Below are 26,823 nucleotides of genomic sequence, written 5' to 3'. Positions count from 1 at the left end.
ACGACACCGCGTCATCCGACGAGTGGCGCGTCATGGCACGAGGACCGCTGCCCCGTCGAACCGGCCCTGAGCCAGATCGGACAGTGCGCGGTCAGCGTGGTCGAGCGGGTACCGATGAGTCGACACGACCAGCCGGTGCTGCTGTGCAAGGGCGAGAAACTCGCGGGCCTGAGCTCGGGTATTGGATGTGACACTACGAATCTGGCGTTCCCGGAACAGGTGTCGCTGATAGTTCAGTGCGGGGATATCGCTGAGGTGGATGCCGGCGACGGCGAGTGTGCCGCCGCCGTCGAGCGCCTCGAGCGCGGGCGGCACCAATTCGCCGGCGGGCGCGAACAGGATCGCCGAATCCAAGGGTTCAGGTGGAGCGTCCGCGGCCTCTTGCACCGAGTCGGCACCGAGAGCGAGCGCCAGTTCCCGGGCCGCGACACCGCGGGTCATCACGTGCACCCGCGCACCGCGCGCGATCGCGATCTGCGCGGTGATGTGGGCACTACCGCCGAAGCCGTAGATGCCCAGCACACCACCCTCCGGGACCTCGGCGCGCACGAGCGCGTGATAGCCGATGATGCCGGCGCACAGCAACGGCGCCAACTCCTCGTCGTCGTACCCTGTCGGCAACGGCAGCACGAATTCCACAGGTACGGTGGCGAATTCGGCATAGCCGCCGTCGTCGTCCCATCCGGTATAGCGCGAGCGCGGACAGAGATTCTCGGCGCCACGCCGGCAATAACGACAGTGACCACACGTGTGCCGCAGCCACGCGACACCGACGCGATCACCCACCGCGACATCGGTGCAGCCGTCCGGAACGGCAACCACCTCGGCGACCACTTCGTGCCCGGGCGTCACCCCTTGCCGGTGCACAGGCAGATCACCTTCCACGACGTGCAGGTCGGTGCGGCAGACCCCACAGGACAAGACCCGCACCAGCAACTCTCCAGGCTCGGGCACGGGAACCGGCTCGCGACCCATCCGAAGGGGCCCGGTCGCGACGGGACCGGGTCGTCGGACTCGCCAGACTCGCATCATGTGATCGCTCCGAAGGTCTGCTCGTCGATCGCTGCCGGTGTCCAGCCTCGCACGTGCCGAGCACAACCGACAGTCATGGGCGGTCGATATCGAAACTGTGTCCGATCGGCCCTTCGGTCGGGGACCTACGCCAGCAGTCATCCGGCGCGGCGCTTCCTACCGTCGAAGTATCCGCACCGCACACGTCGATTGGGGCACTCATCATGAGCACTCATCTCACCGACCACGCGCACGAGCTCGCGACATCCGCCGTCGTCGTCGGTACCGATGGATCGGAGACGGCCGACATCGCCGTTCGCTGGGCCGCGCAGACGGCTGCCGACCGGGGCCGCCGCCTCCTGATCGTGCACGGACTCGATCTGGCTCACGTCGCGGCGGTGAATCCCTATGCCGTCGTCACACCGTCGGTCATCGACGAAGCACGCACCCAGGGCGCCGAAGTCCTCGCGGCTGCCCAGCGCGTGGCTCACGACATCGCGCCTGGACTGGTGATCGGGACCGAGCTCGACGCGGGCCACCCCGCGCAAACGCTGATCGCGCTGTCGCACCATGCCTATCTCGTCGCGCTCGGAGCGACACCGGATGTCGGCACGCTCGCGCATCTCGGGTCGACGCTGCTGGCCGTCACCGCCCACGGCTCGGGCCGGATCGTGGTGGTCAACGACACCGGCGACGGCGCGCTGCCCCGCAATACCGGGCCGATCGTCGTCGGAGTCGACGGCAGCCCGACCAGCGAGCAAGCCATCGCCGCGGCGTTCACCGAAGCGTCCGAACGCACCGCGCCGCTCGTCACCGTCCACGTGTGGAATGACACGTCCTATGGTGAATTCGCCGGCGAGTTCGCCGTCGAGGATCTGACGACATCCGAACAAGCGCTGCTGGCCGAGCGCCTGGCCGGCTGGAGCGAGAAGTACCCGGATGTCATTGTGACGCATCGGGTTTACGCCGGCGAGACGCGCCACCGCTTGCAGGATTGGTCGGATTCGGCGCAAATGGTCGTCGTCGGGAGCCACGGATGGGGTGGGCTGCGCGGTCTCGTCCTCGGTTCGACCAGCAATTGGCTTGTCCAGCACGCCCACTGCCCCGTCATGGTCGCGCACCCGGCCGTCGAGGACCCGCGATGAAGAACACCACGGCTCTCGCCATCGGTACCGCGACCTACGTCGCCGGACTCGCGCTCGGATATTCGGTTCTCCTGCGAAAACGGATCGCGACCTGGGGCGCGACCCGCGACGAAGCGGAGCGAACAATGCCCGGCGACGAATTGCTCTCCAACCCTGATATTCGAACAACCAGGGCGATCACCGTGGCGGCCGACCCAGCGGCGATCTGGCCGTGGCTCGTGCAGATCGGTCCCGGGCGCGGCGGCGCGTATACCTACGACTGGATCGAGAACCTCCTCGGCCTCGACATGCACAGCGCCGACGAGATCCTGCCCGAATTCCAGCATCCGGCACTCGGCGACGTGATCGCGCTCGGCACGAACGGCCCCCGGATGCGTATCGGAGTGCTCGAAACCGACCGGTCGCTCGTGTTCAGCTCCGAGGACGGCAACTGGGTCTGGTCATTCAACCTCTACCCCGAACCCGCTGGTACCCGGCTGATCAGTCGCAATCTCATCTCGCTGACCGGAGCGTCGCCGAGCTCACGGTTGTTCACCCAGCTCGTCGCCGAACCGGGCAGCTTGATCATGGAGCGAAAGATGCTCTCGGGCATCCGAACCCGTGCCGAGCGCATGGTCATGAGTCAGAGCGCATTCTGATCCGAAAGGAGTCTTCGATGTTCGCCATGGTCTACGACGGCCCAGGACGTCCGCACCGCCGCGAGGTCCCCGATCCGGTGATCCTCGACAGCACCGACGCTGTCGTCACCGTCGACACAGCCACCATTTGCGGGACCGACCTACACATTCTCCAGGGTGACGTGCCCGAGGTCGAGCGCGGACGGATTCTCGGTCACGAGGCCGTCGGAACCGTTGCCGCCGTCGGCAGCGCTGTGCGCACCCTCCGGGTCGGCGATCGCGTTCTCGTTTCGTGCATCTCCGCATGTGGAAGCTGTGCGTCCTGCCGCGAGGCCCGCTACGGGCTGTGCACCGGCGGCGGCGGATGGCTGCTCGGCCACGAAATCGATGGCACCCATGCCGAATCGGTGCGCGTGCCGTTCGCCGATATGTCGACCCACCCGATCCCGCCCGGTATCAGCGACGAGCAGATGCTCATGCTGGCCGATATCCTGCCCACCAGCTACGAAGTCGGCGTGCGCAACGGCAGGGTGCGGCCCGGCGACACAGTTGTCATCGTGGGCGCGGGGCCGATCGGCCTGGCCGCGGTCATGACCGCGCGGCTCTACAGCCCGAGCCGCATCATCGTCATCGATCTCGCCGACACCCGGTTGGCGGCCGCGCGCGAACTCGGTGCCGAGCCGGTACTCAACAGCCGCCGCGACGATGTGCGCGCCAGGGTCGCCGAGCTCACCGGTGGTCGGGGTGCCGATGTGGCAATGGAGGCAGTCGGTGTACCCGAAACCTTCGAACTGGCCGTCGATCTCGTGCGTCCCGGCGGTCACGTCGCCAATATCGGCGTGCACGGTGCACCCGCGTCGCTCCATCTCGAGAACCTGTGGAGCCGTGATCTGACCATCACCACCGGTCTGGTGGATACCGACTCGACACCGCGCCTGATCGAGCTGATCCGATCCGGGCATCTCGATCCCACCCCGATGATCACCCACCGTTTCGAGATGGGCGAATTCGCCGACGCCTACGACACTTTCGCGCGGGCCGCGGAAACGGGCGCGCTGAAAGTCACCGTCACGCAGACGAAGGCCGAGCAGCCATGACGACCGCGACGTCGAACATCGGCTTCCGGAAACTCCGCCCCAGCGACCGGGCCGCGGTGCTCGAACTTCACGCCGATCTAGCGGGCACCGACGGCTACTTCCGGTTCTTCGGGCCACCGCCCAAGAACCTCGACCGAGTGGTCGGCTCGATCGCGTCGAACGATCGCACGCACTGCGCTGTCGGAGCCTTCATCGACGACGATCTCATCGGCGTGGCGAATTTCGTCGTCCTCGACGACGGCGTCAGCGCGGAGATCGCCATGGTCGTCGCCGGCGGCGAACAACACCACGGCATCGGCACCGACCTGCTCTATCGGCTCGCCGCGCTGGGCCGCGCCCGCGGCCTCGACCGGTTCATCGCCGAGGTGGTGCCGACCAACTCGAAAGCCATGCGACTCATCATCGATTCCGACCTCCCGATCTCGGCCCACCGCAGCGACGGCGTCATCCAGATCGCATTCCACCTGCGCAACTCCGAGCCCAGTTCGGCTTCTCGGCGACATCGTGCGGCGAGAGCGAACACCTGAGGCAGCAAGCAACCGAATCGAGGCAACGATGAACCCGATCGCACTGCGCGAGGATTCCCGCCGGATCTTCCGTGATCGCAGAGAGGCCGGACAGGCCATGGCGGAACTGCTCGGGCACTACCGGGACCAGGATGATGTGATCGTGCTCGGGCTGCCGCGCGGTGGAATTCCGGTGGCCTGGGAGGTGGCAGCAGCCCTCGACGCACCGTTGGATGCCCTGGTGGTGCGCAAGCTGGGCGTCCCCGGCAACCCGGAGTTCGCCTTCGGCGCGCTCGCGACAGGAGGCCGGATAGTCCTCGCCGACGATGTCGTCCGGGCACTGCGCCTGACCTCCGAACAGGTCCGCGCCGTGGCCGACGCCGAAGCAGACGAGCTCGCACGACGAGAGGTCGCCTATCGCGATGACCGAGGCCCGCTCGAGGTCACCGGGCGAACGGTGATCCTCGTCGACGACGGTCTGGCCACCGGCGCGAGCATGTTCGCCGCGATCGACGCGATTCGAACGCAAGAACCTCAGCGCATCGTCGTCGCGATCCCCGCAGCACCGGAATCGACGTGCCGGGAACTCGGCGCGATGGTCGATGAAGTGGTGTGCGCGACGATACCGTCGCCGTTTCATGCCGTCGGCGCGTCGTACTGGGATTTCACCCAGGTCACCGACGAACAGGTACAGAAGCTCATGTCCACCCCGACGACCGGGCTCGCGACATCGGCGACCGACCCGGTGCGTGCGATTCGGACATGCGCGATCGGCGCACCCGCGGGCGTTCCCTCCGACAGCGAACTCGACGATCTGATCGGTACGGCGAACATCGTGTTGATCGGCGAGAGCACCCATGGAACGCACGAGTTCTATTCCGCGCGTGCCGAGATGACGAAATGGCTGATCGAGCAGCGGGGATTCGACGCTGTCGCGGTGGAGGCCGACTGGCCTGACGCAGCGCGCGTCAACCGCTACGTCCATGCGCGTGGAAACGACACCACCGCGGAAGAAGCTCTGCGCGGATTCCAGCGGTTCCCCGCCTGGATGTGGCGCAATACGGTAGTGCGCGACTTCGTCGGCTGGCTGCGTGACCACAACGACGACCGCGTGCGCGCCGACGAGCCCACCACCGGTTTCTACGGTCTGGACCTCTACAGCCTGCATCGATCCATGAACGAAGTGGTGCGCTACCTCGAACGAGCCGACCTCCGAGCCGCCCAACGAGCCAAGGCGCGATACGGCTGTTTCGACCAGACCTGCAACGATGACGGCCAGGCCTACGGATACGGGGCGGCCTTCGGCGCGGGCAGATCTTGCGAAGACCAGGCCGTCGCGCAGCTGGTCGAACTCCAGCGCAAGACGTTGACCGAGACGGGCGCGGACCCGATCGCCGCCGAGGAGCTTTTCGATGCCCTGCGCAACGCGTGGTCGGTCCGCAACGCCGAGCAGTACTACCGCACGATGTTCGGCAACCACACCGCGTCGTGGAACCTTCGTGACGAACATATGGCCGACACTCTCGACGCGCTGCGTGAGCATCTTCATCAGCACCTACACGGCAGCCGCCGGATTCCGAAAATCGTCATCTGGGCCCACAATTCGCATGTCGGCGACGCTCGAGCCACCGAACTGGGCGCCGAAGGCCAGGTGACGATCGGACAGCTGATGCGGCAACGTCACGGTGCGCACTGCACAACGATCGGCTTCAGTACCTACTACGGATCGGTCACCGCCGCACAAGAGTGGGGTGGCTCGGCCATCCACGAAACTGTTCGCCCCGCACTGCCGTCCAGCATGGAGACACTGCTGCACGACACCGGCGCCGGTGAGTTCATGGTGCGGATGGACACCGGCAACGCCGCCGCGCGTGCGCTCGGGCAGGCGCGCTTGCAGCGGGCCATCGGCGTCGTCTACGCCCCCGGCACCGAGCGGCAGAGCCACTACTTCCACACCCGCGCCGCCGACCAGTTCGACGCGATCGTCCACATCGACCGCACCACCGCCCTGGAGCCGCTCGAGCCCACCGGCCGCTGGAGCGTGGAGAGAGCACCGGAGACCTATCCGACAGGGCTGTGACGAGCCGACCCGCCAGTCTCCCCCGCGGGTGAGCCCGTGCTGGTCGAATCACTGCCCACGGTCGGCCTGTGCGCGCAAAAGCCACACCAAGAATCTCCCCGAGACACACGCCATGACAAAGGCCATCAGCAATCCCCCTGCGATACCGATCAGGGCTATCTCGCCGGTCGGCTGCCCCGGGTGCCACAGGGGACTGGTGAAGAGCACGAAGGCCACCAGCCCGGCCGCCCAGGAGAGCGCCGTCGCGCCGATCCACCAGCCGGCTCCGGTCAGATGCCGGCGCAGGACCACCCACTGAGCCACCCCGATGGCCGACACCACCACGGCGCCGCTCATACCCAGCGCCACTGTCGCCACCGCTCTCGGCCAACCAGCGAAACCATCGGTGCTCACCGGCACCATCGCCACCGACCACGCGACAGATGCGCCGATCGCCGTCGCCGCGACCCAGGCGTGGCCGGGAATGTCAGGAAGCGCGGGGCGAAGTGCCCTGGCTTGGAACCACCCGAGCACCACGCCCTCGCCCACGCCTGCCACCAGCAACGACGCTGTCGCCGACCATCCGGCGCGATCCCACAGCGACGCCGCGACGATCGCCGGCACCGAGAAGCCCAGAAACTCCCCGACGGTGACAAAGACGATCCAGCGGCGCCACATCAGCTTTCCCGCTTCGACGGGCATCGGGCCCTCCTCGATCTGTGTTCGTCTTGTCACCTTCCTCCTCGGTCCATCCAGGCGACAGTGCCGTTCGCCCGCGAATGTCCCTGCCGAAATCACGCATGGTCAGGACGAAAGGCCTGCCCGCGCGGGTCTCGAGACCCTGCTGCGGTTCGCACCGCGCAGTGCACCCTGACATCGACTGCAAGGAACTACCTCGAGTACTCGAGCGAGAGCGTGTGGTTGTCGAGGACACACCAACCGAAGCGCGCACATGTTCGATCGAGAAGGGACTCCGATGACGACTGCCGACCGCGGCGACGACCCGCACCGACCGACATCGGCACCGGTCGTCGTCGGAATCGACGGCTCGCCGGGCGCTGCTCGTGCCGTCGACTGGGCGGCCGACGTCGCGTCGAGACGCCGCCGACGACTCGAAATAGTCCATGCCCTCGACCTGATGGCTACCCGCGGCACCCTCGGTGTCTACGACGTCATGGTTCCCCCTGTCCTGGACACGATTCGTGCCCACGGCGTCGAACAACTCACGGCCGCCGCCGAGGCAGCGCGCAGGGTGGACCCCGATCTGGACATCGTTGTGTCGATCTCGGAACAATCTCCGGCCCGAGCACTGATCGAACGGTCGGCCGTCGCGCACCTGCTGGTGGTCGGAACTTCCGGCACGGGTGGCACGATCGCGCATCTCGGCTCTACCTTGCTGGCCGTCGTCAGCCACGGTCGCGGCGCCGTCGTCGTGGCGCGCGGCGCCGACACCGCGCAGGTGGCCCGGCACGAGGGGCCGGTGGTCGTGGGTGTGGACGGCAGCGCACGCGGTGCGGCCGCGATCGGCGCCGCCTTTGCCGAGGCGGCTGACCGGCGGGGCGCGGCTGGTCGCCGTGCACACCTGGAGCGACCTGAGTTTCGACAGGTTCGGCGCCCTGCCCGAGATCATCCGCGACGCGGAGGTCCGCGCCCGAGCCGATGCCGTACTCGCCGAACAATTGGTCGGCTGGCAGGAGAAATTCCCCGACGTCGAGGTCGTACGCAAGGTCTATCTGGCGGGGCCGCGTTTTCGCCTGCTCGCGTGGTCGAAAGTCGCGCAACTCGTCGTGGTCGGCAACCGAGGCCGCGGTGGATTTCGTGGCCTGCTGCTCGGATCGACCAGCAATTCGCTTGTCCAGCACGCCGACTGCCCGGTCATGGTCGTTCATCCGAACGGCTCGCACAGTTCATGAGCACATCGCGCCACCGGTGGACCTTCGGCCCCGAGGAGTGCAGCTGCACCACCCCGCCGATCGAGGGCCGTCCGGCTCCTGGGTCGGCGACCTGTGGCACTTTCCGCCACCACGTGCGCGGGTCGAGACTGATCGGAGTCGGACCGTTTCTCCTGAATCGGCATCGGCCGAATACCAGGTCCCCATCCGCCGCCTGGAACGGCCCGAGCACTGGACGAAACACACTGTCATTACCAGATGGGAGTACTCGAATGACCACGACAGCAACGATCATGCGTACGGACGTGGCACACATCAGTGTGCGCGACACCATGGAATCGGCCGCTCAGCGCATGCGCCAACTCGATGTCGGGGCTCTCCCGATCTGTGATGGGGACGGACGACCTGTCGGCATCGTCACCGATCGCGACATCGTCGTGAAATGCATTGCTCTGGGACACAATCCGCAGACAACGACCGCAGGTGAGCTCGCTCAGGGAGCCGGCGATCTCCACACAGTCGATGTCGCCACCGACCTCGACGCCGCCATCGCGCTGATGCGAAATCATCAGATCCGACGGCTTCCGGTCACCGATGACGGCAGGCTCGTCGGCATCGTCACCGAAGCCGACATCGCACGGACGATGCCGGACCCCGTCGTCAGCGAGTTCGTGGAAACGGTGTGCGCCCAGAATCTTCCGGTCACCTCGAACGACCAGACGCCGGTATAGCCAGCGCCCGGCGGGCGATGGGTACGCAGGGAGTGGAGTCGCCGTGAATCGAGAATCTGCTTTCCAGTGCCTCTATCGCCATGGATTCGCTCGCGTCGCGGTCGCTGTCCCGACGGTCGGTGTGGCGGATCCGGACTATAACGCCGAGCAAACACTGCGCTCGGCCCGGCGCGCAGCTGACGATGGCGTCGTGGTCACAGTCTTCCCCGAACTCGGCATATCGAGCTACACGGCCGACGACCTGTTTCACCAGGACGCGCTGGACGTCGCCGTGCAGTCGGCACTGCGACGCCTGATTGCCGAGAGTGTCGATATCGCCACGCTCATGGTGGTGGGAGTGCCGCTGCGGGCGCACGGACGCCTGTTCAATTGCGCGGTTGCCATCAGCGGCGGGCAGGTGCTGGGCGTGGTGCCGAAAAGCTACCTGCCGAACTATCAGGAGTTCTATGAGAAGCGCCAGTTCGCCGCCGCACGCGACGCGGTCGACGATCACCTCGACATAGACGGGCAGCACGTACCGTTCGGCGCCGACCTGCTGTTCGAGGCGACGAACCTCGACGGGTTCGTGTTGCACGTGGAGATATGTCAGGACAGCTGGGTTCCTGCGCCGCCCAGCGTCTTTGCCGCGCTGTCCGGCGCCACCGTGCTGGCCAACCTGTCGGCGAGCAATATCGTGGTCGGCAAAGCGGACTACCGGCGCGAGCTGTGCGTGGGGACCTCGGCCCGCAACGTCGCCGCCTATCTCTACACCTCCGCAGGGGACGGTGAGTCCACCACCGATATGGCGTGGGACGGCCAGGCGATGATCTGCGAAAACGGAAACCTGCTCGCGGAGGGCACCCGCTTCAGCAACGAACCGCAACTGGTGAGCGCTGATATCGATCTACAACGCCTCGCCGCGGATCGCTTGCGTATGACCAGCTTCACCGACAACGCCACCGATCATCGAGAACGCGTGACCCGGTTCCGGCGCATCCGGACCGCCCTGCCGCTCCCCGACACCGCGACCGTACTTCGGCGCGACATCCCGCGCTTCCCCTACGTCCCCGCCGACCCACACAGCCGTGACGAACGGTGTGCCGAAGTACACCACATCCAGGTCGCGGGGCTGGGCACACGCATGGCCGCGACCGGGTCACAGCACGCGGTGATCGGGGTATCCGGCGGCCTCGATTCCACTCTCGCGCTGATCGTCGCGATCAGGACCATGGATCGGCTGGGTCTGCCACGGTCGAATGTCCTGGCCTACACCATGCCTGGTTTCGCCACGAGTGCCGCAACGCTGGACAACGCACGACGACTGATGCGCGCCCTCGGAGCCACCGCACACGAAATCGACATCAGCAGCTCCGCCCGGCAGATGCTGCGCGATCTGGGGCACCCTGCGGCCGATGGCGCGCAACAATACGACATCACCTACGAAAACGTGCAAGCCGGCGAACGCACCGCGCACCTGTTCCGGTTGGCGAACATGCACCGCGGCTTGGTTGTCGGCACCGGAGATCTCAGCGAGCTCGCGATGGGATGGTGCACATTCGGTGTCGGCGATCACATGGCGCACTACAGCGTGAACGCCTCGGTGCCGAAGACCCTCATCCAACACCTGATCTCCTGGAACGCCGACAGCGGTGATTTCGGACCGGATGCCGGTGAGGTTCTCCGGTCCGTGCTCGCCACCCGGATCTCTCCCGAACTGATCCCCGCGCGGGAAGGCGCGCCGATACAGAGCTCCGAAGACGTGATCGGTCCGTACGACCTGCAGGACTTCCACCTCTACCAGCTATTGCGCTTCGGCGCCCGCCCGAGCCGAGTCGCCTATCTCGCCCATCAGGCATGGGGCGATCGCACGCGAGGACGATGGCCCGACACCATTCCCGAGCAGCACCGCCACGAATACGACCTGCCGACGATCAAATATTGGCTCGCTCAGTTCCTGCGCCGGTTCATCCAGACCAGCCAATTCAAGCGTTCGACCCTGCCCAACGCCCCCAAAGTGGGATCGGGCGGCTCCCTGTCGCCGCGCGGGGATTGGCGCGCTCCCAGCGACGCCTCGGCCAGGGCCTGGCTCGATGAACTGGACCGCAACGTACCCGGCCCTCTGCCCTGACCGGGACGTGGAACCGACGCGACGACTTCGCTGTCCACGCCGGATCTCGGGTCCAATGGCGCGGGGGTCGGGGCGAATGGCACTCTCGTCCCCGCGCACGCGCACCTACCGTCGAACTATGAACACCGTACCGACCGGAGAGACAATCGGCGAGGCCGTTCGAGTTGCCGGACGGGCTCCGTCACTGCACAACACCCAGCCCTGGCGCTGGTCCTTCGACGGGCAGATCATGCGACTCTTCTCGGTACCCGAGCGCATGCTGCCCGCGACGGACACATCGGGTCGGCAGATGCTGCTCAGCTGCGGCATCGCCCTGGACCACTTCCGGGTGGCCATGGCCGCCGCGGGCTGGCGGTCGAACATCACCCGGTTCCCCGACCCGAATCGGCGAGTTCACCTCGCGACCGTCTCCTTCCAGCGAGCCGACCTGGTGACCGACGCCGATCTGACGCGCGCGGACGCGATTTCTCGGCGCCACACCGATCGACGGCCGTTCCTGGCGCCACCGGCCTGGAACGATGTCGAAGCGATGCTGCGTGGCTCGTACTCCCCCGCCGATGCCGCCCTGGATGTTCTCGCCGACGACAGCCGCCCCGCCCTCGCGCATGCCGCGCGAGCGAGCGCGGCGATTCGCCGCTACGACGCCGGATACCAGGCGGAACTGCACTGGTGGACGGGCCACGATTTCGCCGGCGAAGGTGTGCCGGCGCGAGCGCTGCCCTCCCCGCAGGATCACCGACGAGTGAGCATCGATCGCAGCTTTCCCGCCTTCCCGGATTCTTCTCCGGAGTCAGGCCCCGAGGTCGATCACTCGATGGTGCTGGTCCTGACCACCGATGGCGGCTCACCGGAGCAAACCCTCCGCTGCGGCGAGATCGTCTCGACCCTGTTGCTCGAGTGCACACTCCTGGGCCTGGCTACCTGTCCGCTGACCAACCTGACCGAAATCCCTCGCGGTCGTGCCGCCATCGGCGAGTTGACCGGGCGTGCCGGGAAACCACAGATTCTGATTCGCGCGGGCACGGTGGCGAACAGACCACAAGAGGAACCGATGACACCGCGACTGCCACTAGCGGAAATTCTCGAAACGACCACCACAGCACTGTCTTCCGAGCCACCCGCGGCGGATGGCACTGACACCACCGAGCAGGCGACCGGTCGCGCGGCCGGCGAGATGTGACGTGACCACGGCAGCGCCCAATCCGTTGCGTCACGGTGTCCTTCATCGTCTGAGATCGCGGCGCCGGCACCCGGCCCAGGCGATTCCGGTCGCTCCCGCGACCACCGCCAGCAGAGCCAGGCTCACCACTGGATCGAAATCTTCCAGCGGGACGAGTGCGGTGTAGCGCAAGGGGGAAATGGTGGCGAACCACGCGGGCAGCTCGAACGCATCGGCAAAGATCAGCGCCACAGCCACATAGGTGTAGAACAGCCAGGACACCGCGCCCGCGTGCCGTGGTGCCCAGCCGACGGCGGCGGCCGTCACCGCCACGATCACCCACACCGCGGGGACATAACCGAGGGCCGATGCGGCCAGGCGCGCAGACTGCAGTGGATCGCCGATGGTCATGCCGTAGGCCAGCCCATCGCCAAACCCTCCGGCCACCAGTACGAGAGCACTGCCGGTCATCGCCACTGCGAGATATCCGGACAGCCATCGCACACGCCCGACCGGTGCCGCCAGCACCACCTCCGCCCGTCCCGAGTTCTCCTCGGACCGTGCGCGCAGCACACCCGACACCCCGTAGGCAGCAGCGAGCAGCGCGATGATCGACAGCGTGAGCGAGAGATAGGAATCGACCGCGTTTCCCGTCAGATAGGCGGAGATCTCGGGGTTGTCGGCGAGGAACTGCTCGATACTGTCGGCAAAGGATCCATAGGCGGCACCGAGCACGAAAGCCCCGAGGCACCAACCGAGTACGGTCGCACGTTGCAGGCGCCACACGAGACCGGCAGGTGAGCCGAGCAGGCGAGATGCCGTGGCACGACCTGTTCGGTACCCGAACAGCCCGGCACCGAGATCCCGCCGCCGCGACAACGCGAACGCCACCGCGATCAGCACCGCCGATGTCGCGGCGAACAACAGCAGCGGCCACCATCGATCGTCGACGAAGGGGTACGTGCGCTGGCCCCACCCGATCGGCGAGATCCAGGCAACCGCGTCGTTTCCCACATCACCGACCGCGCGCAGCACATACGCCACTGCGACCGACGCGCTGATCGCCCCATAGACGCTGCGCGGATTCTCGAAAACCTGTGCCGCGACTGTCGTCGCCGCGGCGACGGTGAACCCGAGACCCGCGACCGCGGCCCCGACCAGGGCCGAACCGACCACGGGCAGCCCGGTCGCCGCTGCGGTGACGAAAACGACCAGCGCCGCACCGAGATTCGCGACCACGGCGACGACGAGGGCCGCCACGACCGACGCCTGAGGTCCCACCCGGGACGACCTGATCAGCTCGGTGCGTCCCGCCTCCTCGTCGGAGCGCGTGTTCCTGCAGATCACGAACATGTTCATCAACGCCACGACGACGGCGAGATAGGCGAAGATCTCGAAGACCACCTCGCCACCGACGGTCTCGAGCAACCTCGTCGGTCCGCCCATCGCGACGACCGCGGCGTTAGCGCTCATGGTGGCGCGCAACTGCGCCAGCTTCGCGGGAGAGTCGTAGAAGTTCTGGCTGCTCACCGACTGCAACGCCATCAAGGCACCGATCCCGACCAGCCACCACGGCAGCGCGAACCGCTCGCGGCGTAGCGCGAAGCGTGCCAGCGTGGCGACTCCCGCGGTCGGTGAGGAGGCGGTCGTGGTGCTCACGACACACTTACCGTGGCGTCGGGCTCGAGCGTGTAATGACGAAGGAAGATGTCCTCGAGGGTCGGCTTGGTACTGGTCATCGCGAGCACACCGAGGTCGGCGAGTGCGCGCAGCACGCCGTCGAAGTGCACGGTCTCGACGTCGAAGCGAGCGTGATTGCCGTCCACAGTCAGCCCGCGCACCCCCGGCACGGCAGCGAGCGCGGTGGCGGGCCGATCGGTCTCCACACTGATCGAGGTGGTCTGTAGGTGTCGCAGCTCGGCGAGCGAGCCGCTGTCGACGGTGTGGCCGTTGCGGACGATGCTGACCCGGTCGCACAGCGCCTCGACCTCGGCGAGCTGATGGCTCGACAGCAGTACCGTGCGACCCTGCGCCACAAGCTCGCGAACACAGCGCTGGAACTCGGCTTCCTTCAACGGATCCAGGCCCGCGGTCGGCTCGTCGAACAACAGCAGTTCCGCGTCCGAGGCCAGGGCGGCGATCAGGGCGACCTTCTGCCGGTTGCCTTTGGAGTAGGCGCGGGCCTTCACCGTCGGATCGAGTTCGAAGCGAGCGAGCAGCTCGGCACGCCGGCGCGGGTCGATACCACCACGCAGCTTCGCGAGCAGATCAATCGTCTCGCCGCCGGTGATGCCCGGCCAGAGCGTGACTTCCCCCGGTACATACGCGAGCCGGGCGTGGACAGCGACCGCGTCGGCCCACGGATCGCACCCCAGCACTCGTACCGTCCCCGCATCGGCCCGAATAAACCCGAGCAGGACGCGAATAGTCGTCGTCTTCCCCGCGCCGTTGGGCCCCAGGAATCCGTGCACCTCGCCGACGCGAACGTTCAGGTCGAGTGCGTCGAGCGCCCGCGTGCGGCCGAAAGATTTCGTCAGCCCGGAAATGGAGATGGCAGCCTCGTCGGTCATCACTCGATCGTTTCCCGGTCGCGCTACCCGCCGGCAGAGCCGAAAGTCCCAGCCCGTCCCGCGTTGGTCACCACCGCCGTCAGCGGTGCCATTGGTCCCTTCGTTGCGGGCATGACGGCTCTGATCCGCAGCCCTGCGGTCGCGCGATGCTGAAATCATGACCACGACACCCACACCCCGCATCGCTGTTCTGTACGCCACCGCGCAGGGCTCGACCCGCGATATCGCCGAGTTCGTCTGGGACGATCTCGTCGCCCGTGGCGCTCGCGCCGAACTGCACGACATCGAACACGCTCCCGACCTGTCGGGTCTGGACACTCTTGTCATCGGTAGCGCGATCCACAACATGGATCTGCTGCCCGAGGCCTCCGCTTACCTTCGCAACAACCTGAACACCTTGGTGGACAAGGACATCTGGTTGTTCAGCGTCGGACTCGGCCCCGCACTGCGCGGACCGATCGGGCGCTGGGTCGGACGGCAGGTCCCGCCCAAGATCGCCGCCGCGATCCGCACACTGCATCCCCGCGACTACACCGCCTTCGCCGGCCGGTACGAACGCGAGGGCGTCTCGTGGCGGGCCAGGACGATGTACCGGATGCTCGGTGGCGCCCGCTACGGCGACTTGCGTGATTGGCAGGCAGTGCGTGCATGGTCGACCAGGATCGGTGACGCGCTCGAGCTGCAACGCGCCCCGGTCACTGTCGTCCATCCCTGATCGCTCTCCCGCCGCAACGCACCAGTCAGGAAGGCACGAACCCATGACGCAGCACAGCGAAACCCCGCACCGCGACGCCGACGCCGCGGTCGTCGTCGGAGCCGACGGCTCGCCCGGATCGATAGCCGCGGTGCGCTGGGCCGCCCGCACAGCCGCCGATCGCGGGCGCGCGCTGCACATCGTGCACTGCACCGGGCCGATCGCGCAGGGAACTCCGCGTAGCGCCTACGACGCGTTCATCTTCGCCACTATGCAAGATCTCCAGCACGCTGCCGAGAAGGTCATCGCCATGGCCGACTGCGACGCGCGAGAGGCCGCACCGGAGGTCACCGTGACCACCGAGCTCGCCCACGCCAACCCTGCCCGTGCTCTCATCGCGGCATCGGCGCAGGCGAACCTGGTCGTGGTCGGGGCGGCGGCATGGGCAGGCTCGATCGCGCACCTTGGTTCGACACTGCTCGCGGTGGCCTCGCACGCGCACGGGGCCGTGGTCGTCGTGCGCGGGCCCGACCCGGACCGGCTGACCGGGCCGGTGGTCGTGGGTGTCGACGGGAGCAGCGTGGGAGAACCCGCCATCGGCGCCGCGTTCGCCGAAGCTTCGCTCCGCGGCGCCGAACTGGTCGCCGTGCACGCCTGGAGTGATCTCTCGCGCGGTGAGTTCGGCGGCTCCAGCTATCTGTCGCTGCCGATCGCCGACTTCGAGACCGGCGAGGCCGCCCTGCTGGCCGAACGGCTGGCCGGTTGGAGCGAGCAATTCCCCGACGTCACCGTACGTCGTGAAGTCGAGGTATTCGGGGCCCGCGAACGGCTGGCCGAATGGTCGAAGACCGCGCAGCTCGTGGTCGTCGGCAGTCGCGGACGGGGTGGATTCCGCGGTCTGCTGCTCGGCTCGACCAGCAACTGGCTCGTGCAGCACGCCGAGTGCCCCGTGATGGTCGTACACCACGACTGACACGCCGATGAGGGCATTTGGTCCCCGCCGAACAGGCGCAAAGACCGTCTCGGCAAACACCCGGCAAGGACGAGACTCGATGCTATGAACGACGAACCAGTCCTCGTAGTCCCCGACCATCCCACGATCCGCGCGGCCATCCGTCTCGGGTGTCGCGCGCCGTCGGTTCACAACACCCAACCGTGGCGATGGGTCTTCGACGGCGCCCGGCTGCACCTGTTTCGTGACACCGACCGGCAGCTCACAGCCGCCGATCAGCACGGACGTCAGTCGGTGATCAGCTGCGGCGCGGTCCTGCACCACGTGCGGACCGCGTTCGCGGCCGAGGGCTGGCGCACCGACACCCTCCGGTTTCCCGACCCGACTCGGCCGGATCTGCTGGCCACCCTGGAATTCCTGCGGTGGCCGGACCCGCCGATCGGTGTTCTCCGCCGCGCCGATGCGATCTCACGCCGATTCTCCGATCGGCTGCCGATGACCGAACCGATCGGTTGGGGTTCGGTCCGCCTGGTACTCGAGGACCTCATCTCCTCCTATGAGGTCACCCTTGATGTCCTCGACGAGGACGCGCGCGCCCGACTCTCCCTCGCGTCCGAGCAGTCCGACGCCCTGCGTCGCTACGACATGGAGTACCAAGCCGAATTGCGTTGGTGGGCAGGCCATCCGGGCACACCCGAAGGTGTTCCACCCTCGGCGCTGATCTCGGAGTCCGAGCTCGCCCGAGTCGGGGTGGCTCGGAAGTACCCGACACCGGGACCTTCGGCCCGACGCGGCGAGATGCACGACCACGCACGCCTGGCCGTGCTCACCGCGACCGGCGAGACGCCCGCGACCTGGCTGCGTACCGGCGAGGCGCTCTCGGCGGTCCTGCTCGAATGCACGGCGTCGGGAATGGCTACCTGCGCACTCACCCATATCACCGAAACAACCTCGGGCAGGCGGCTGCTGAGCAGCTTGATCGGTCACCCCGGGATACCCCAGGTCGTCGTCCGGATCGGCACCGCACCCGACGAGCAGCGACCGGAGTCCACTCCACGCAGACCACTGGCCGACGTCCTCACCGTGCGATGACCCATCGGCTTACCGATCACATGGCCGCCCCTAGGTCAGGGCGGGCGCCCAGCGGTCCGGTCCGAAGACCTCGTAGTGGATGTTCTCGGACGCGACGCCCTTGTCCAGCAGTACCTCTCGCACGTCGAGCATGAAGGGCAGTGGCCCGCACAGGTATGCGCGGGTGCCCTCGGCGACGGTGATCTCACCGAGGTCGGCGCGGCCTTCCCTGAGTCCGTTCTCGGGACTCCGTGCGCCGAGATCCTCGTACCAGCGGTGCATGACCGCGAACGGCAGCCGGTCGACGAGCTCGGCCAGTTCGGCGCGATGGGCATGGCTGCTCGGCGCGCGATCGGCGTGGATCACCGAGATCGGGCGCGGGTCGGCAGTCTCGGCGAGATGGCCGAGCATGCCCATGATCGGGGTGCATCCGATGCCCGCGGAGATCAGCAGCAGCGGTGCGTCGTCGTCGTGGAGCACGAGATCGCCGAACGGGGTGGTCACATCGAGAACATCGCCTTCGAAGACGTTGCGGTACAGGAAGTTCGACACTTCGCCGGCCGGAGTGGTCGAACCGTCCGGCCGGACATGGGCATCGACCCGCTTGACGGTGATGCGCCAGTCCCCGCCCGCCGGTGCCGAGGAAAGGCTGTATTGGCGGATCTGGCGCGCGCCGTCTTCGAGGTGAACGCCCACCGAGAGGTATTGCCCCGGCGAGAAGGACGGTAAGGGAGCGCCGTCCAGCGATGTGAGGACGAAGGAGACGGCGTCGTCGGATTCCTGACGCCGCTCGCGCACCCGCGCCTGTCGCCAGACGTCACCGTCGACGACACCCGCCCGCCGGTAAAGCCCCCGCTCCATCACGATCAGCGTCTCGGCCATCAGCCAGTACAGCTCGTCCCACGCCGCGGCGACCTCGGCGGTGACGGCGTCACCGAGCACCTCGACGATGGCCTCGAAGAGGTACTTGTGCACGATCTGGTACTGCGCGGGCCGAATTCCCAAGGAGGCGTGCTTGTTCGCGATCCGCGACAGGATCAGATCGACCCGTGCCTGATCGGGTTCGAGCTGCAACGCGGCGAAGGCGGCGATCGCGCCGGCCAGTGCCTTCTGTTGGTCACCTTGCTGCTGATTGCCGCGGTTGAACAGGTCACGTTCGAGGCCGGGGTCGGCCGCGAACATCTTGCCGTAGAAGAGGGTGGTTATCTCGCCGATCGCGGCGCCGACGGCAGGCAGTGTGGCGCGGATGGTCTCCTTCGTGGTGACCGAGAGCATGTCATTCTCCATTCGTTGCGGCGGTCTCGTAGCTCGGGCCGCCCACCCGGGGTAGGGCGAGTAGCACTGTGCGCGTGGGGTTTCGGGTGAGGTCTTCGATGGTGAGAGTGTCCAGGGACGCGAAGAAGGCTTCCTGGGCGTTGCGCAGCGCCGACCGCAGCAGACAGCCGGTCCGTAACGGGCACGGGTGAGCCCCCTCGCATTCGACGACTTCGCCTTCGCCTTCGAGGCGCCGCACCAGCCAGCCGACCGAGGCGTCGCGCCCGAGTTCGGTGATGGCCAAGCCGCCGCGGCGTCCGCGACGGGCGTCCACGATGCCGAGTTCTGCCAGCCGGGTGATCACCTTCGCGACGTGGGCGTAGGACACCGCCAACTCATCGGCGATCTCGCGGCTGCCTGGACGATCACCGTTGCCGACCACCGCGAGTCGCATGACGACGCGAAGTCCGAGGTCGGTGAACCGGGTGAGCTGCATGACCTGAACTTACGATAATTCGCATCTCAGATGCGAATTATGTGAGCTGGATAACCAGCCAGGTACGGACACAGACGTGGATTCAGGCGCGTACCACGATCGTCGGGATCTCCACCGAGTGCAGCAGGGCGTTGCTCGTGGAACCGAGCAGCATGCTCGAGAACCCGCCTCTGCCATGGCTGCCGACCACCAGTAGCTGCGCCGACGCCGATTCGTCGACCAGCGTGCGGACCGGGCGATTGGCGACCACGATTCGTCGCACGGGCACGTCCGGATACTGCTCGGCGTGACCGGCCAGCGCCTCGGCGAGATCGGCCTCGGCCGATTGCCTGCCCATCTCCCAACCGAACGCGGGGAGGTCGAGCTCGCTGGCGTCGCTGAACGCGTGTACCGCGACCAGCTCCACTTTGCGGCGTGACGCCTCGTCGAAGGCGACCTCGATCGCGGGCACGCTGTTGGGGCTGCAATCGACCCCGACCAGCACCGGCTGCCCCGCCGAGACCGGATCGATCGCGGCGATGCCGTGGATCACCGCCACCGGGCAATGCGCGTGCTGGGCGGCCGCGCGGCTGACCGAGCCGAGCAGTCCGCGTTGGAACGCGCCGAGCCCACGGCTGCCGACCACCAGCATCCGCGCCGAGCTCGACCGCTGGATCAACAGGGGCGCTGCGAGCTCGAAACTCACCTCGGTGGTGATCGTGAGGTCCTCGTCGGGAACGGCGGCGCGAGCGACCCGCGCGGCTTCGCCGACAACCCGCTCGGCGTCCACACGCAACCACTCGAGATCCGCCTCGCCCAGCGACATCCCCGGCCCGAACCCGCTCTGGATCGCGCCCGAAGTGAGAATGTGCAGTGGCAGGTGGTGCAGCGTGGCTTCGGCCGCCGCCCAGGCCGCGGCCTGGTACGAATTCGCCGACCCATCGACCGCGACCAGCACCGGCCCGAGGCTGTGCTCGGCCGCGCTCTGCTTCTTCCCGCTCATCTTGGCTCCTCTCGTCTCGCGATCGTCGGACGATCGCGCTCTCGACATCGAGCCTCGTCCACTCCGCTGCGCGACAGCAGGGGACAAGGTCATTGCCGGACGGGGCCGATCGGCCCCGGATCCGATCGGAACGCCGCCACCGCGGTCGGCAAGGTGGGGAACAAGCGCTGCGCGCCGATGCGATCGGTGAGCCCACTCGCGTCCAGGTCGTCGCGCAGGTCCTGTTTGACCCGCGCCATCGCGAAGACGACCCCACGCGAGGCCAGCTCGGCGCGTACCTGCTCGACCGCGTCGAGCGCGGTGAGGTCTACTTCGACGTTGGCCTCGGCGCTGAGCACGAACCAGCGCACAGGTTCACCGCTTCGATCACCCCACCAGTCGACGGCCGCGAGCGCCCGTTTGCGGAAATCCTCGGCATTGGCAAAGCACAGCGGCGCGTCATAGCGGTAGACAACCAGTCCTGCAACAGGTTTCGCATCGCGATAGTCGTCTACGTCGTGCATGCCCGCGAGCCCGGGGACGAAGCCGAGGATCGCGTCGTGGGCGCGAGCGATACGGCGCAGCAGGTCGAATACCGACAGCGCGATCGCGACGAGGACGCCGTAGAGCACGCCGAGCACGAGAACCCCGACCACCGTTGTCAGCGCGAGCACCAGCTCGCTGCGCCGGAAGCGGTTGATTCGACGGAACTCTGCGATATCGATCAGTCGTAAGGCCGCGTAGACGACCAAGGCACCCAGTGCGGCGGACGGGAATTCGGCCAGCACTCCACGCGCGCCGAACAGCACGACGAGCACCGACGCGAGGGTGACCAGCGCGTAGAGCTGAGTGCGTGCGCCGAGCAGGTCGGCGATGCTGGTGCGGCTGCCACTGCAGCTCACCGGGAATCCGTGCGTCAGCGCGGTGGCCACATTCGTCGCGCCCAGGGCCGCGAGCTCGGTATTGGCCTGTACGTGGGTGCCGTGGCGCGCGGCGAACGCACGACCGGTCAGCGCGTTGTCGGAGAAACCGACCACCGCGATCCCGATGGCGGGCAGCAGCAGCGCCGCCAGATCGGCCGTACCGAAGGACGGTATCGCCGGTGTCGGCAGACCTGCAGGAACCTCACCGACTACCGCTAGCCCGAGCCGTTCCGACGACAGCGACGCGACCACCGCAGTAGCGACCAGTACCGCGATCAACGGGCCCGGCGCGCGCGGCACCCATTTCGCCATGACCAGCAGTCCCACCAGCACCGAGCCCGCCAGTGCGGCGGTGGCCGGATGCCACTGATCGATATCGGCCACGAACGAGCGCAATTGGTCGATCATCGTCGTCCCCTCGACCGGCACGCCCGTGACCTTCCCCAACTGGCTCACGATCATCAGACCGGCGGTTCCGGCCAGATACCCGACCAGCACCGGATGCGACAACAGGTCTGCGAGCACCCCGAGCCGCATCAGCGCGCCCAACAGACACCACAGCCCGTCCAGCAGCGCCAGGACCGCGGCCAGCGCGGCGTATCGCTGGGGGTCGCCCGCGGCCAGCGGTGCCAGTGTGACCGCGGTCATCAGGGCCGTGGTCGACTCGGGTCCGACCGACAACTGCCGCGAGGTCGCCAGCAGCGCGTACACAGCGAGTGGAGCGACCGCCGCCCACAGCCCCACGACCGGCGGCAATCCGGCGACCGTGGCATAGGCCATCACCTGCGGGATCAGATAGGCCGCGACGGTCACGCCCGCGACCACGTCTGGACGCAGCCACGCCCGTCGATAGCCCTGGAATTGCCGGAGTCCAGGCAGCACACGCATCAACACTGTTCCAGCATTGTGCGCCGAAGCCGGTTCCGAGACAGCCGAACGTCACCGGATCGGGACCGGGGTCCCTGGTGCGCGGGACCTTCGGCCCTGCCGGTGACCGGCCCGAACGCGCGAGGCTCTACCCATGATGTCCACCTACCTGCGACGGTTCGACCCTCGTCGATCCGTCCTGTGCCTGATCACCGGCATCCTGGCGACGTGGGCGTTCGCAGGGTCACTCGCCCTCATCACCGGGGCGCTGACACTGGGGCCGACAGCCGAGAGCCGGCTGCCGTGGCAGAGCCCGATCCTGGCCGGGGTGATGCTTGCCCTCGTCGTCGGCCTGCCGATGACGGTCGTCGCCCTCACCGCCGCCCACGAAGACCGCGACCTCTCGCAGACGGCGATGGTCGCCGCCTGCGCGCTGATCGGCTGGATCCTGTTGCAGCTGTTGGTATTACAGGAATTCAGCTGGCTGCAGCCGGTGTGCGTGATCCTCGCCGTCGCTGTCGCCACCCTCGGCGCTCCGCCGCTCACCCATCACGCCCCGCGTCACCACTGAAGACCCATCGATGAAAGGGAACGGCATGCGCGCACTGATCGTCTATGAATCCATGTTCGGCAATACCGCCGCGGTGGCCGAGGCCATCGCCGACGGTCTTCGCCCCGACTACGAGGTGCAGCTGTGCCCGGTCGCCGAGGCGGTGAATCACCGAGCATCACAGGTGGATCTGCTCGTCGTCGGCGGGCCGACCCACGCCTTCGGGCTCAGCCGCGAAACGACCCGCCAGGACGCGGCTACTCGGACAACGGCCCCGATCGAGACCGAGATCGGCGTTCGTGAGTGGCTCGACGCCGCCCTGCCCGTTTCGTCACCGTGCTCGGCCGCCGCGTTCGGCACCAAGGTCGCTCATCCCCCGTGGCTGCCGGGTTCGGCGGCGAAAGGCATCGGCAAACGGCTGCGGGCCCTGGGCTACCAGCTCGCCGTCGCACCCGCCGACTTCCATGTCACCGCCATGACCGGCCCACTGACACCGGGAGAACGCGAGCGGGCGACCGCGTGGGCCACAAAGCTGGCCGCCACCCGACCCGAGCTACCGAAGGCAACGCGGTGATCGTGGTGCCGCTCGAGCAATACAGTGATCTATCGGCCGCCGAAGCAGCGGATGATGGGAGCAAGGTCCCACACCGACGCGAGAAAGAGTCACCGATGATCAAGGTATTCCTGGTCGACGACCACGAAATCGTCCGGCGCGGCGTCAGCGACCTGATCGCCCTCGAACCCGACCTCGAGGTGATCGGCGAGGCGGGATCGTGCTCGCACGCACTCGCGCGGATCCCCGCACTGCGCCCCGATGTCGTGGTGCTCGACGTCCGACTACCTGACGGCAACGGCATCGAACTGTGCCGTGAGCTGCTCTCGGCCGAGCCCGATCTGCGCTGTTTGATCCTGACCTCGTTCACCGACGAACAGGCCATGCTCGACGCCATCCTCGCGGGCGCGAGCGGTTATGTCGTCAAGGACATACGGAGCCTGGAGCTGATCAGCGCCGTACGCGAGGTCGGCGAGGGCAAGTCACTGCTCGACAACCGCGCCGCCGCTGCCCTGATGTCCAAGCTCCGCTCGGAGGCCGCGGAGAAGACCGGCCCGCTCTCGACACTGACCGACCAGGAACGCACGTTGCTGTCGTTGCTGGGCGAGGGCTTGACCAACCGGCAGATCGCCGCCCGCATGTTCCTCGCCGAGAAGACTGTCAAGAACTACGTCTCCCGACTTCTCACGAAGCTGGGCGTCGAGCGCCGGACCCAGGCCGCGGTGATCGCGGCCGACCTGCGTCATGAACAGCGCGAATGACTGTCGTCGCCATCCACGCCGACGTGGAAGAATGCACCCTATGGACAACACATCGGGGGCGAGTGGTCGGCTTCCGGTGACCGAGACCCTGTCCCAGCTGCGGTTACGCGAACTTCTCGCCGAGGTACAGGACCGGATCACCCAGATCGTCGACGTCCGCGACCGGATGGACCGACTGATGGAAGCCATGCTCGTGATCACCGCGGGCCTGGATCTGGACAACACCCTGCGCACCATCGTGCACACCGCGATCGAACTCGTCGATGCCGGCTACGGCGCCCTCGGCGTCCGGGAAACCGACAAAGCGAGCAACCAACTCTCCGAATTCGTCTACGAGGGCATCGACGACCGCACCCGGGTACTGATCGGCGACCTGCCCCGCGGACACGGCGTGCTCGGCGTGCTCATCGCAGACCCGAAACCCATTCGGCTGTCCAATCTTTCCGATCACCCGTCCTCGGTGGGCTTCCCCGCCAACCACCCGCCGATGCGGACGTTCCTCGGCGTGCCCGTCAAGGTGCGCAACGAGGTCTTCGGCAATCTGTATCTGACCGAGAAGGCGGGCGGTCTGGAATTCACCGAAGACGACGAAGTGGTGGTGCAAGCGCTCGCCGCCGCTGCGGGAATCGCGATCGAGAATGCCCGCCTCTACGAGGCATCGCGCGTTCGCCAGCAATGGCTGGAGGCCATCCGCGACGTGGCCACCGAGTTGCTGGCCGGTAGCCCGACCGATGACGTACTCGCTCTCCTCGCTGAGCGTGGACATGCCCTCACTGGTTCGGCCTGCACGTTTCTCGCACTGCCCGAAGACCCCGATGTCCCCGAGGACGAACTCACCGAACTCGTGGTGGTCGCCGCCGCCGGTGTCGACGCCGACAATCTGATCGGCAAGCACATCCCCCACGAGGATTCGCACTCGGCCGAGGCATTCCGGTCCGGGCGCACCGTCGCCGCCGATACGCCCGCCCATAATCCGATCTTCGACTCGGTCGAGAATTTCGGGCCGGTCCTCACCCTGCCCCTACGCGCGAACGGCTCGGTCACCGGCGTCTTGACCTCGGTGTTTCCCGCCGGCGCCGCGCAGCTCAGCGCGATCGACCAGGCACTGATGACCACCTACGCCGACCAGGCGGCCGTCGTGCTCCAACTGGCCGACACCCAACGCCGAATGCGCGAACTCGATGTCTACGCCGACCGCGACCGGATCGCCCGCGGACTGCATGATCACGTCATCCAACGACTCTTCGCCGTCGGGCTGTCACTGCAGGGCACGATGCAGCGGGCCAGATCAACCGAAGTGCGGGGTCGTCTCGACGAGACCATCGACGACATCCAGGCCATCGTCCAGGACATCCGTTTCTCGATCTTCGATCTACAGAGCAACACCGCCACCGACTCCTCGACCTACCGCAAACGCCTGCACGACATCATCACCGACATGACCGACGAGACCGGCCTGCGCACCACCGTGCGGCTGGCCGGACCGGTGACGGTGCTCGAACCGCCACTGTCCGACCACGTCGAAGCGGTTCTGCGCGAGGCCGTCAGCAACGTTGTGCGGCACGCGAAGGCGAGCACCGTCGGGGTGGAACTCATTGTGCGCGACGAGGTCTCGATCGAGGTCACCGACGACGGGACCGGCATCGATCCCGAGACCATTCGCCGCAGCGGCCTGGCCAATCTGGCCGCCCGCGCCGCGGAGATGGGCGGCACGTTCACCATCGCGCCACAGGCACACGGCGGCACCAAGATGCGCTGGACAGTACCGCTGGACTGAGCTTTTCAGTCTTTCGCGTGCACGTCCGCCATCACCCTGGCATCGCGCAACGATCGCCAGTAGGCCGACGGCAGTTCCTCCGAATACCGGGTGGTCCGGTCGATTTCGCGCTGCAACAACAGTCCGTAGGTGAACGTCGACTCCCCCGCGTTCTCCGCTTCCCTGGTGATCTGGATCAGGTGATGTTTGGCCACCACCGCGTCCTGGTGTTCGCCGAGCAGGTTCTGCACAACACGCAGGCCGTCGCATGCCTGCGCGGTGCGCGACGGAGCGAGATCGTGGACACTTTCGAGATAGTAGCGCGTGCGGCGGATCGCTTTGCGTAGTGCGTGGACCGCCGCGTCGCGGGCGTCTTCCTCCCCCGTGGATTCGACCGCGCGCCTGCGCGATCTGACCCGATCGAGCAGCGCGCGCAGCACCACCGCGTTGTCGACGTCATCGATCCCCATCACGATGCCGCCGCGCAGCAACCGTTCTTCGGCCATCAGGTCCTCGATCATGGCGGGAAATCTGGGCGAGCCGAGCAGGTCGCGTGCGGCCAGCCACGCGAGTCTGGTTCGCTCCCCGAAGTATTCGGTGATCCTGGCGGGCACCGGTCCGCGAACATAGCGCGGACGCAGCACATCTACGGCGGCGTGCAATCGCGCCGACTGTGTTCGAAGCTCGTGGGCCGCGCCGACGGTGATGCCGAACCAGCGCAGTTCCTCGATCACTCTGCGCACCTCCGGCTCGGTGTGAACGGTTCTCCGGTGCGCGCTCAGGGCGCTACGGGCACGCCTGGACGCGATCACCATGTCGGACACCGAGTCCGGATCGTCGTGCGTCTCGACAGTGATCTGACCATCCAGGATCGTCTCGCGCTGGGTGTGTAGGTAGTCGGCCAGCAATGTGCTCACCGACGCGGGATCTGCCGACGTGTCGACATCGAGAGGGGTATCGGTCTTCATCGCAAAACCTGTCTTGTCGAGTGGGTGAACGGTTCTGTCTTCACCCTGCTCCCAACGCCGTCACCCTCCCAGAGCCATTCGCCCCCGCAGGTCCCCGGTCGGGGTGCTCTCTCCGACGACCTA

General features: G+C 67.1%; 25 protein-coding genes and 1 pseudogene. 17 read left to right on the top strand and 9 right to left on the bottom strand.

The features are described from left to right. Window positions 1–30: 30 nt before the first annotated feature. Window positions 31–1,029 (bottom strand): zinc-binding alcohol dehydrogenase family protein, encoded by a 999-nt coding sequence (locus NS1_RS00375; protein ID WP_062980540.1) that lies wholly within the window; start codon window positions 1,027–1,029, stop codon window positions 31–33. A 206-nt stretch (window positions 1,030–1,235) separates the two neighbouring features. Here NS1_RS00375 and NS1_RS00370 point away from each other — a divergent pair, with 206 nt between their 5' ends. Genes NS1_RS00370 through NS1_RS00350 form a run of 5 tightly spaced genes read left to right on the top strand, consistent with a single transcriptional unit; the run spans window position 1,236 to window position 6,456 of the window. Continuing rightward, the gene (locus NS1_RS00370) at window positions 1,236–2,156 is read left to right on the top strand and encodes a universal stress protein (protein WP_062980479.1); all 921 of its coding nucleotides are present in this window, start codon (window positions 1,236–1,238) and stop codon (window positions 2,154–2,156) included. After that, window positions 2,153–2,794 carry a hypothetical protein gene (locus NS1_RS00365; protein ID WP_062980478.1) on the top strand — a complete coding sequence of 214 codons (642 nt, stop codon included), beginning with the start codon at window positions 2,153–2,155 and terminating at the stop codon, window positions 2,792–2,794. The genes NS1_RS00370 and NS1_RS00365 overlap by 4 nt, the downstream gene beginning before the upstream one ends. Before the next feature lie 17 nt (window positions 2,795–2,811). Next, complete coding sequence (locus tag NS1_RS00360; protein WP_062980477.1) at window positions 2,812–3,870, top strand: zinc-dependent alcohol dehydrogenase family protein; 1,059 nt, start codon at window positions 2,812–2,814, stop codon at window positions 3,868–3,870. After that, window positions 3,867–4,397: a GNAT family N-acetyltransferase gene (locus tag NS1_RS00355; protein ID WP_062980476.1), complete on the top strand. Its 531-nt coding sequence runs from the start codon at window positions 3,867–3,869 to the stop codon at window positions 4,395–4,397. Before NS1_RS00360 ends, NS1_RS00355 begins: the two co-directional genes overlap by 4 nt. Window positions 4,398–4,425: 28 nt before the next feature. Then, complete coding sequence (locus NS1_RS00350; protein ID WP_157125041.1) at window positions 4,426–6,456, top strand: erythromycin esterase family protein; 2,031 nt, start codon at window positions 4,426–4,428, stop codon at window positions 6,454–6,456. A gap of 48 nt (window positions 6,457–6,504) precedes the next feature. Here NS1_RS00350 and NS1_RS00345 read toward each other — a convergent pair whose 3' ends face one another. Then, window positions 6,505–7,170: a hypothetical protein gene (locus NS1_RS00345; RefSeq protein WP_157125040.1), complete on the bottom strand. Its 666-nt coding sequence runs from the start codon at window positions 7,168–7,170 to the stop codon at window positions 6,505–6,507. Between the two features lie 217 nt (window positions 7,171–7,387). Between NS1_RS00345 and NS1_RS42240 the strand changes: the two are divergent. The 5 genes and pseudogenes from NS1_RS42240 to NS1_RS00325 form a co-directional block, all read left to right on the top strand. Continuing rightward, window positions 7,388–7,816: pseudogene (locus NS1_RS42240) on the top strand (universal stress protein); the annotation flags it as partial. 154 nt (window positions 7,817–7,970) lie between these two features. Continuing rightward, window positions 7,971–8,348, top strand: a complete 378-nt coding sequence (locus NS1_RS42235; RefSeq protein WP_307618660.1) for a universal stress protein — start codon at window positions 7,971–7,973, stop codon at window positions 8,346–8,348. A 251-nt stretch (window positions 8,349–8,599) separates the two neighbouring features. Further along, window positions 8,600–9,058 carry a CBS domain-containing protein gene (locus NS1_RS00335; protein ID WP_062980474.1) on the top strand — a complete coding sequence of 153 codons (459 nt, stop codon included), beginning with the start codon at window positions 8,600–8,602 and terminating at the stop codon, window positions 9,056–9,058. Window positions 9,059–9,101: 43 nt separating this feature from the next. Beyond that, on the top strand, window positions 9,102–11,165 hold the full coding sequence (locus NS1_RS00330) for an NAD(+) synthase (protein ID WP_062980473.1): 2,064 nt from the start codon (window positions 9,102–9,104) through the stop codon (window positions 11,163–11,165). Window positions 11,166–11,283: 118 nt separating this feature from the next. Next, entirely contained in the window at window positions 11,284–12,345 is a 1,062-nt protein-coding gene (locus NS1_RS00325) for an Acg family FMN-binding oxidoreductase (RefSeq protein WP_063816036.1), read from the top strand. Window positions 12,346–12,387: 42 nt separating this feature from the next. Here NS1_RS00325 and NS1_RS00320 read toward each other — a convergent pair whose 3' ends face one another. Together NS1_RS00320 and NS1_RS00315 are read right to left on the bottom strand one after the other, a co-directional pair. Beyond that, on the bottom strand, window positions 12,388–13,983 hold the full coding sequence (locus NS1_RS00320; RefSeq protein WP_062980472.1) for an ABC transporter permease: 1,596 nt from the start codon (window positions 13,981–13,983) through the stop codon (window positions 12,388–12,390). Further along, a complete protein-coding gene (locus tag NS1_RS00315; RefSeq protein WP_062980471.1) occupies window positions 13,980–14,894 on the bottom strand; it encodes an ABC transporter ATP-binding protein in 915 nt (304 codons plus the stop codon). The genes NS1_RS00320 and NS1_RS00315 overlap by 4 nt, the downstream gene beginning before the upstream one ends. Window positions 14,895–15,051: 157 nt before the next feature. Between NS1_RS00315 and NS1_RS00310 the strand changes: the two genes are divergently transcribed. From NS1_RS00310 to NS1_RS00300, 3 genes are all read left to right on the top strand, one after another. Continuing rightward, window positions 15,052–15,609 carry a flavodoxin domain-containing protein gene (locus NS1_RS00310; protein ID WP_062980470.1) on the top strand — a complete coding sequence of 186 codons (558 nt, stop codon included), beginning with the start codon at window positions 15,052–15,054 and terminating at the stop codon, window positions 15,607–15,609. A 43-nt stretch (window positions 15,610–15,652) separates the two neighbouring features. After that, complete coding sequence (locus tag NS1_RS00305; RefSeq protein WP_062980469.1) at window positions 15,653–16,561, top strand: universal stress protein; 909 nt, start codon at window positions 15,653–15,655, stop codon at window positions 16,559–16,561. 84 nt (window positions 16,562–16,645) lie between these two features. Further along, window positions 16,646–17,632: an Acg family FMN-binding oxidoreductase gene (locus NS1_RS00300; protein WP_062980468.1), complete on the top strand. Its 987-nt coding sequence runs from the start codon at window positions 16,646–16,648 to the stop codon at window positions 17,630–17,632. A 30-nt stretch (window positions 17,633–17,662) separates the two neighbouring features. On the opposite strand, the gene NS1_RS00295 is transcribed toward NS1_RS00300, so the two are convergent. The 4 genes from NS1_RS00295 to NS1_RS00280 all read right to left on the bottom strand — a co-directional run bounded on the left by NS1_RS00295 (window position 17,663) and on the right by NS1_RS00280 (window position 22,133). Beyond that, window positions 17,663–18,886 carry a globin domain-containing protein gene (locus NS1_RS00295; RefSeq protein WP_062980467.1) on the bottom strand — a complete coding sequence of 408 codons (1,224 nt, stop codon included), beginning with the start codon at window positions 18,884–18,886 and terminating at the stop codon, window positions 17,663–17,665. A gap of 1 nt (window position 18,887) precedes the next feature. After that, window positions 18,888–19,361: an RrF2 family transcriptional regulator gene (locus tag NS1_RS00290; RefSeq protein ID WP_062980466.1), complete on the bottom strand. Its 474-nt coding sequence runs from the start codon at window positions 19,359–19,361 to the stop codon at window positions 18,888–18,890. 82 nt (window positions 19,362–19,443) lie between these two features. After that, window positions 19,444–20,343 (bottom strand): universal stress protein, encoded by a 900-nt coding sequence (locus NS1_RS00285; RefSeq protein WP_062980465.1) that lies wholly within the window; start codon window positions 20,341–20,343, stop codon window positions 19,444–19,446. Window positions 20,344–20,432: 89 nt separating this feature from the next. Continuing rightward, window positions 20,433–22,133, bottom strand: a complete 1,701-nt coding sequence (locus NS1_RS00280; protein ID WP_062980464.1) for a SulP family inorganic anion transporter — start codon at window positions 22,131–22,133, stop codon at window positions 20,433–20,435. A 133-nt stretch (window positions 22,134–22,266) separates the two neighbouring features. Here NS1_RS00280 and NS1_RS00275 point away from each other — a divergent pair, with 133 nt between their 5' ends. The 4 genes from NS1_RS00275 (at window position 22,267) to NS1_RS00260 (ending at window position 25,753) form a co-directional block, all read left to right on the top strand. Next, window positions 22,267–22,683, top strand: coding sequence for a hypothetical protein (locus NS1_RS00275; RefSeq protein ID WP_062980463.1), 417 nt, complete (start codon window positions 22,267–22,269; stop codon window positions 22,681–22,683). 25 nt (window positions 22,684–22,708) lie between these two features. Then, the gene (locus NS1_RS00270; protein WP_056809340.1) at window positions 22,709–23,236 is read left to right on the top strand and encodes a flavodoxin family protein; all 528 of its coding nucleotides are present in this window, start codon (window positions 22,709–22,711) and stop codon (window positions 23,234–23,236) included. Window positions 23,237–23,331: 95 nt separating this feature from the next. Continuing rightward, window positions 23,332–23,976 carry a response regulator gene (locus NS1_RS00265; RefSeq protein WP_056815128.1) on the top strand — a complete coding sequence of 215 codons (645 nt, stop codon included), beginning with the start codon at window positions 23,332–23,334 and terminating at the stop codon, window positions 23,974–23,976. 40 nt (window positions 23,977–24,016) lie between these two features. After that, a complete protein-coding gene (locus NS1_RS00260) occupies window positions 24,017–25,753 on the top strand; it encodes a sensor histidine kinase (protein ID WP_062980462.1) in 1,737 nt (578 codons plus the stop codon). Between the two features lie 5 nt (window positions 25,754–25,758). Here NS1_RS00260 and NS1_RS00255 read toward each other — a convergent pair whose 3' ends face one another. Further along, on the bottom strand, window positions 25,759–26,700 hold the full coding sequence (locus tag NS1_RS00255) for a CHAD domain-containing protein (protein ID WP_062980461.1): 942 nt from the start codon (window positions 26,698–26,700) through the stop codon (window positions 25,759–25,761). Window positions 26,701–26,823: the final 123 nt, after the last annotated feature.

Origin of the sequence: Nocardia salmonicida NBRC 13393, from assembly GCF_001613085.1 — a bacterium.
GTDB lineage: Bacteria > Actinomycetota > Actinomycetes > Mycobacteriales > Mycobacteriaceae > Nocardia > Nocardia salmonicida.
Note: the sequence above shows the minus strand (reverse complement) of the source record. Positions and strands in the feature narration are given on the sequence as shown.

Excerpts from the sequence above, each read along its gene's own strand:
- NS1_RS00375 (WP_062980540.1), bottom strand. The coding sequence starts at position 1,029 with ATGCGAGTCTGGCGAGTCCGACGACCCGGTCCCGTCGCGACCGGGCCC.
- NS1_RS00370 (WP_062980479.1), top strand. The coding sequence starts at position 1,236 with ATGAGCACTCATCTCACCGACCACGCGCACGAGCTCGCGACATCCGCC.
- NS1_RS00365 (WP_062980478.1), top strand. The coding sequence starts at position 2,153 with ATGAAGAACACCACGGCTCTCGCCATCGGTACCGCGACCTACGTCGCC.
- NS1_RS00360 (WP_062980477.1), top strand. The coding sequence starts at position 2,812 with ATGTTCGCCATGGTCTACGACGGCCCAGGACGTCCGCACCGCCGCGAG.
- NS1_RS00355 (WP_062980476.1), top strand. The coding sequence starts at position 3,867 with ATGACGACCGCGACGTCGAACATCGGCTTCCGGAAACTCCGCCCCAGC.
- NS1_RS00350 (WP_157125041.1), top strand. The coding sequence starts at position 4,426 with ATGAACCCGATCGCACTGCGCGAGGATTCCCGCCGGATCTTCCGTGAT.
- NS1_RS00335 (WP_062980474.1), top strand. The coding sequence starts at position 8,600 with ATGACCACGACAGCAACGATCATGCGTACGGACGTGGCACACATCAGT.
- NS1_RS00325 (WP_063816036.1), top strand. The coding sequence starts at position 11,284 with ATGAACACCGTACCGACCGGAGAGACAATCGGCGAGGCCGTTCGAGTT.
- NS1_RS00315 (WP_062980471.1), bottom strand. The coding sequence starts at position 14,894 with ATGACCGACGAGGCTGCCATCTCCATTTCCGGGCTGACGAAATCTTTC.
- NS1_RS00310 (WP_062980470.1), top strand. The coding sequence starts at position 15,052 with ATGACCACGACACCCACACCCCGCATCGCTGTTCTGTACGCCACCGCG.
- NS1_RS00305 (WP_062980469.1), top strand. The coding sequence starts at position 15,653 with ATGACGCAGCACAGCGAAACCCCGCACCGCGACGCCGACGCCGCGGTC.
- NS1_RS00300 (WP_062980468.1), top strand. The coding sequence starts at position 16,646 with ATGAACGACGAACCAGTCCTCGTAGTCCCCGACCATCCCACGATCCGC.
- NS1_RS00295 (WP_062980467.1), bottom strand. The coding sequence starts at position 18,886 with ATGCTCTCGGTCACCACGAAGGAGACCATCCGCGCCACACTGCCTGCC.
- NS1_RS00290 (WP_062980466.1), bottom strand. The coding sequence starts at position 19,361 with ATGCAGCTCACCCGGTTCACCGACCTCGGACTTCGCGTCGTCATGCGA.
- NS1_RS00285 (WP_062980465.1), bottom strand. The coding sequence starts at position 20,343 with ATGAGCGGGAAGAAGCAGAGCGCGGCCGAGCACAGCCTCGGGCCGGTG.
- NS1_RS00280 (WP_062980464.1), bottom strand. The coding sequence starts at position 22,133 with ATGCGTGTGCTGCCTGGACTCCGGCAATTCCAGGGCTATCGACGGGCG.
- NS1_RS00275 (WP_062980463.1), top strand. The coding sequence starts at position 22,267 with ATGATGTCCACCTACCTGCGACGGTTCGACCCTCGTCGATCCGTCCTG.
- NS1_RS00270 (WP_056809340.1), top strand. The coding sequence starts at position 22,709 with ATGCGCGCACTGATCGTCTATGAATCCATGTTCGGCAATACCGCCGCG.
- NS1_RS00265 (WP_056815128.1), top strand. The coding sequence starts at position 23,332 with ATGATCAAGGTATTCCTGGTCGACGACCACGAAATCGTCCGGCGCGGC.
- NS1_RS00260 (WP_062980462.1), top strand. The coding sequence starts at position 24,017 with ATGGACAACACATCGGGGGCGAGTGGTCGGCTTCCGGTGACCGAGACC.
- NS1_RS00255 (WP_062980461.1), bottom strand. The coding sequence starts at position 26,700 with ATGAAGACCGATACCCCTCTCGATGTCGACACGTCGGCAGATCCCGCG.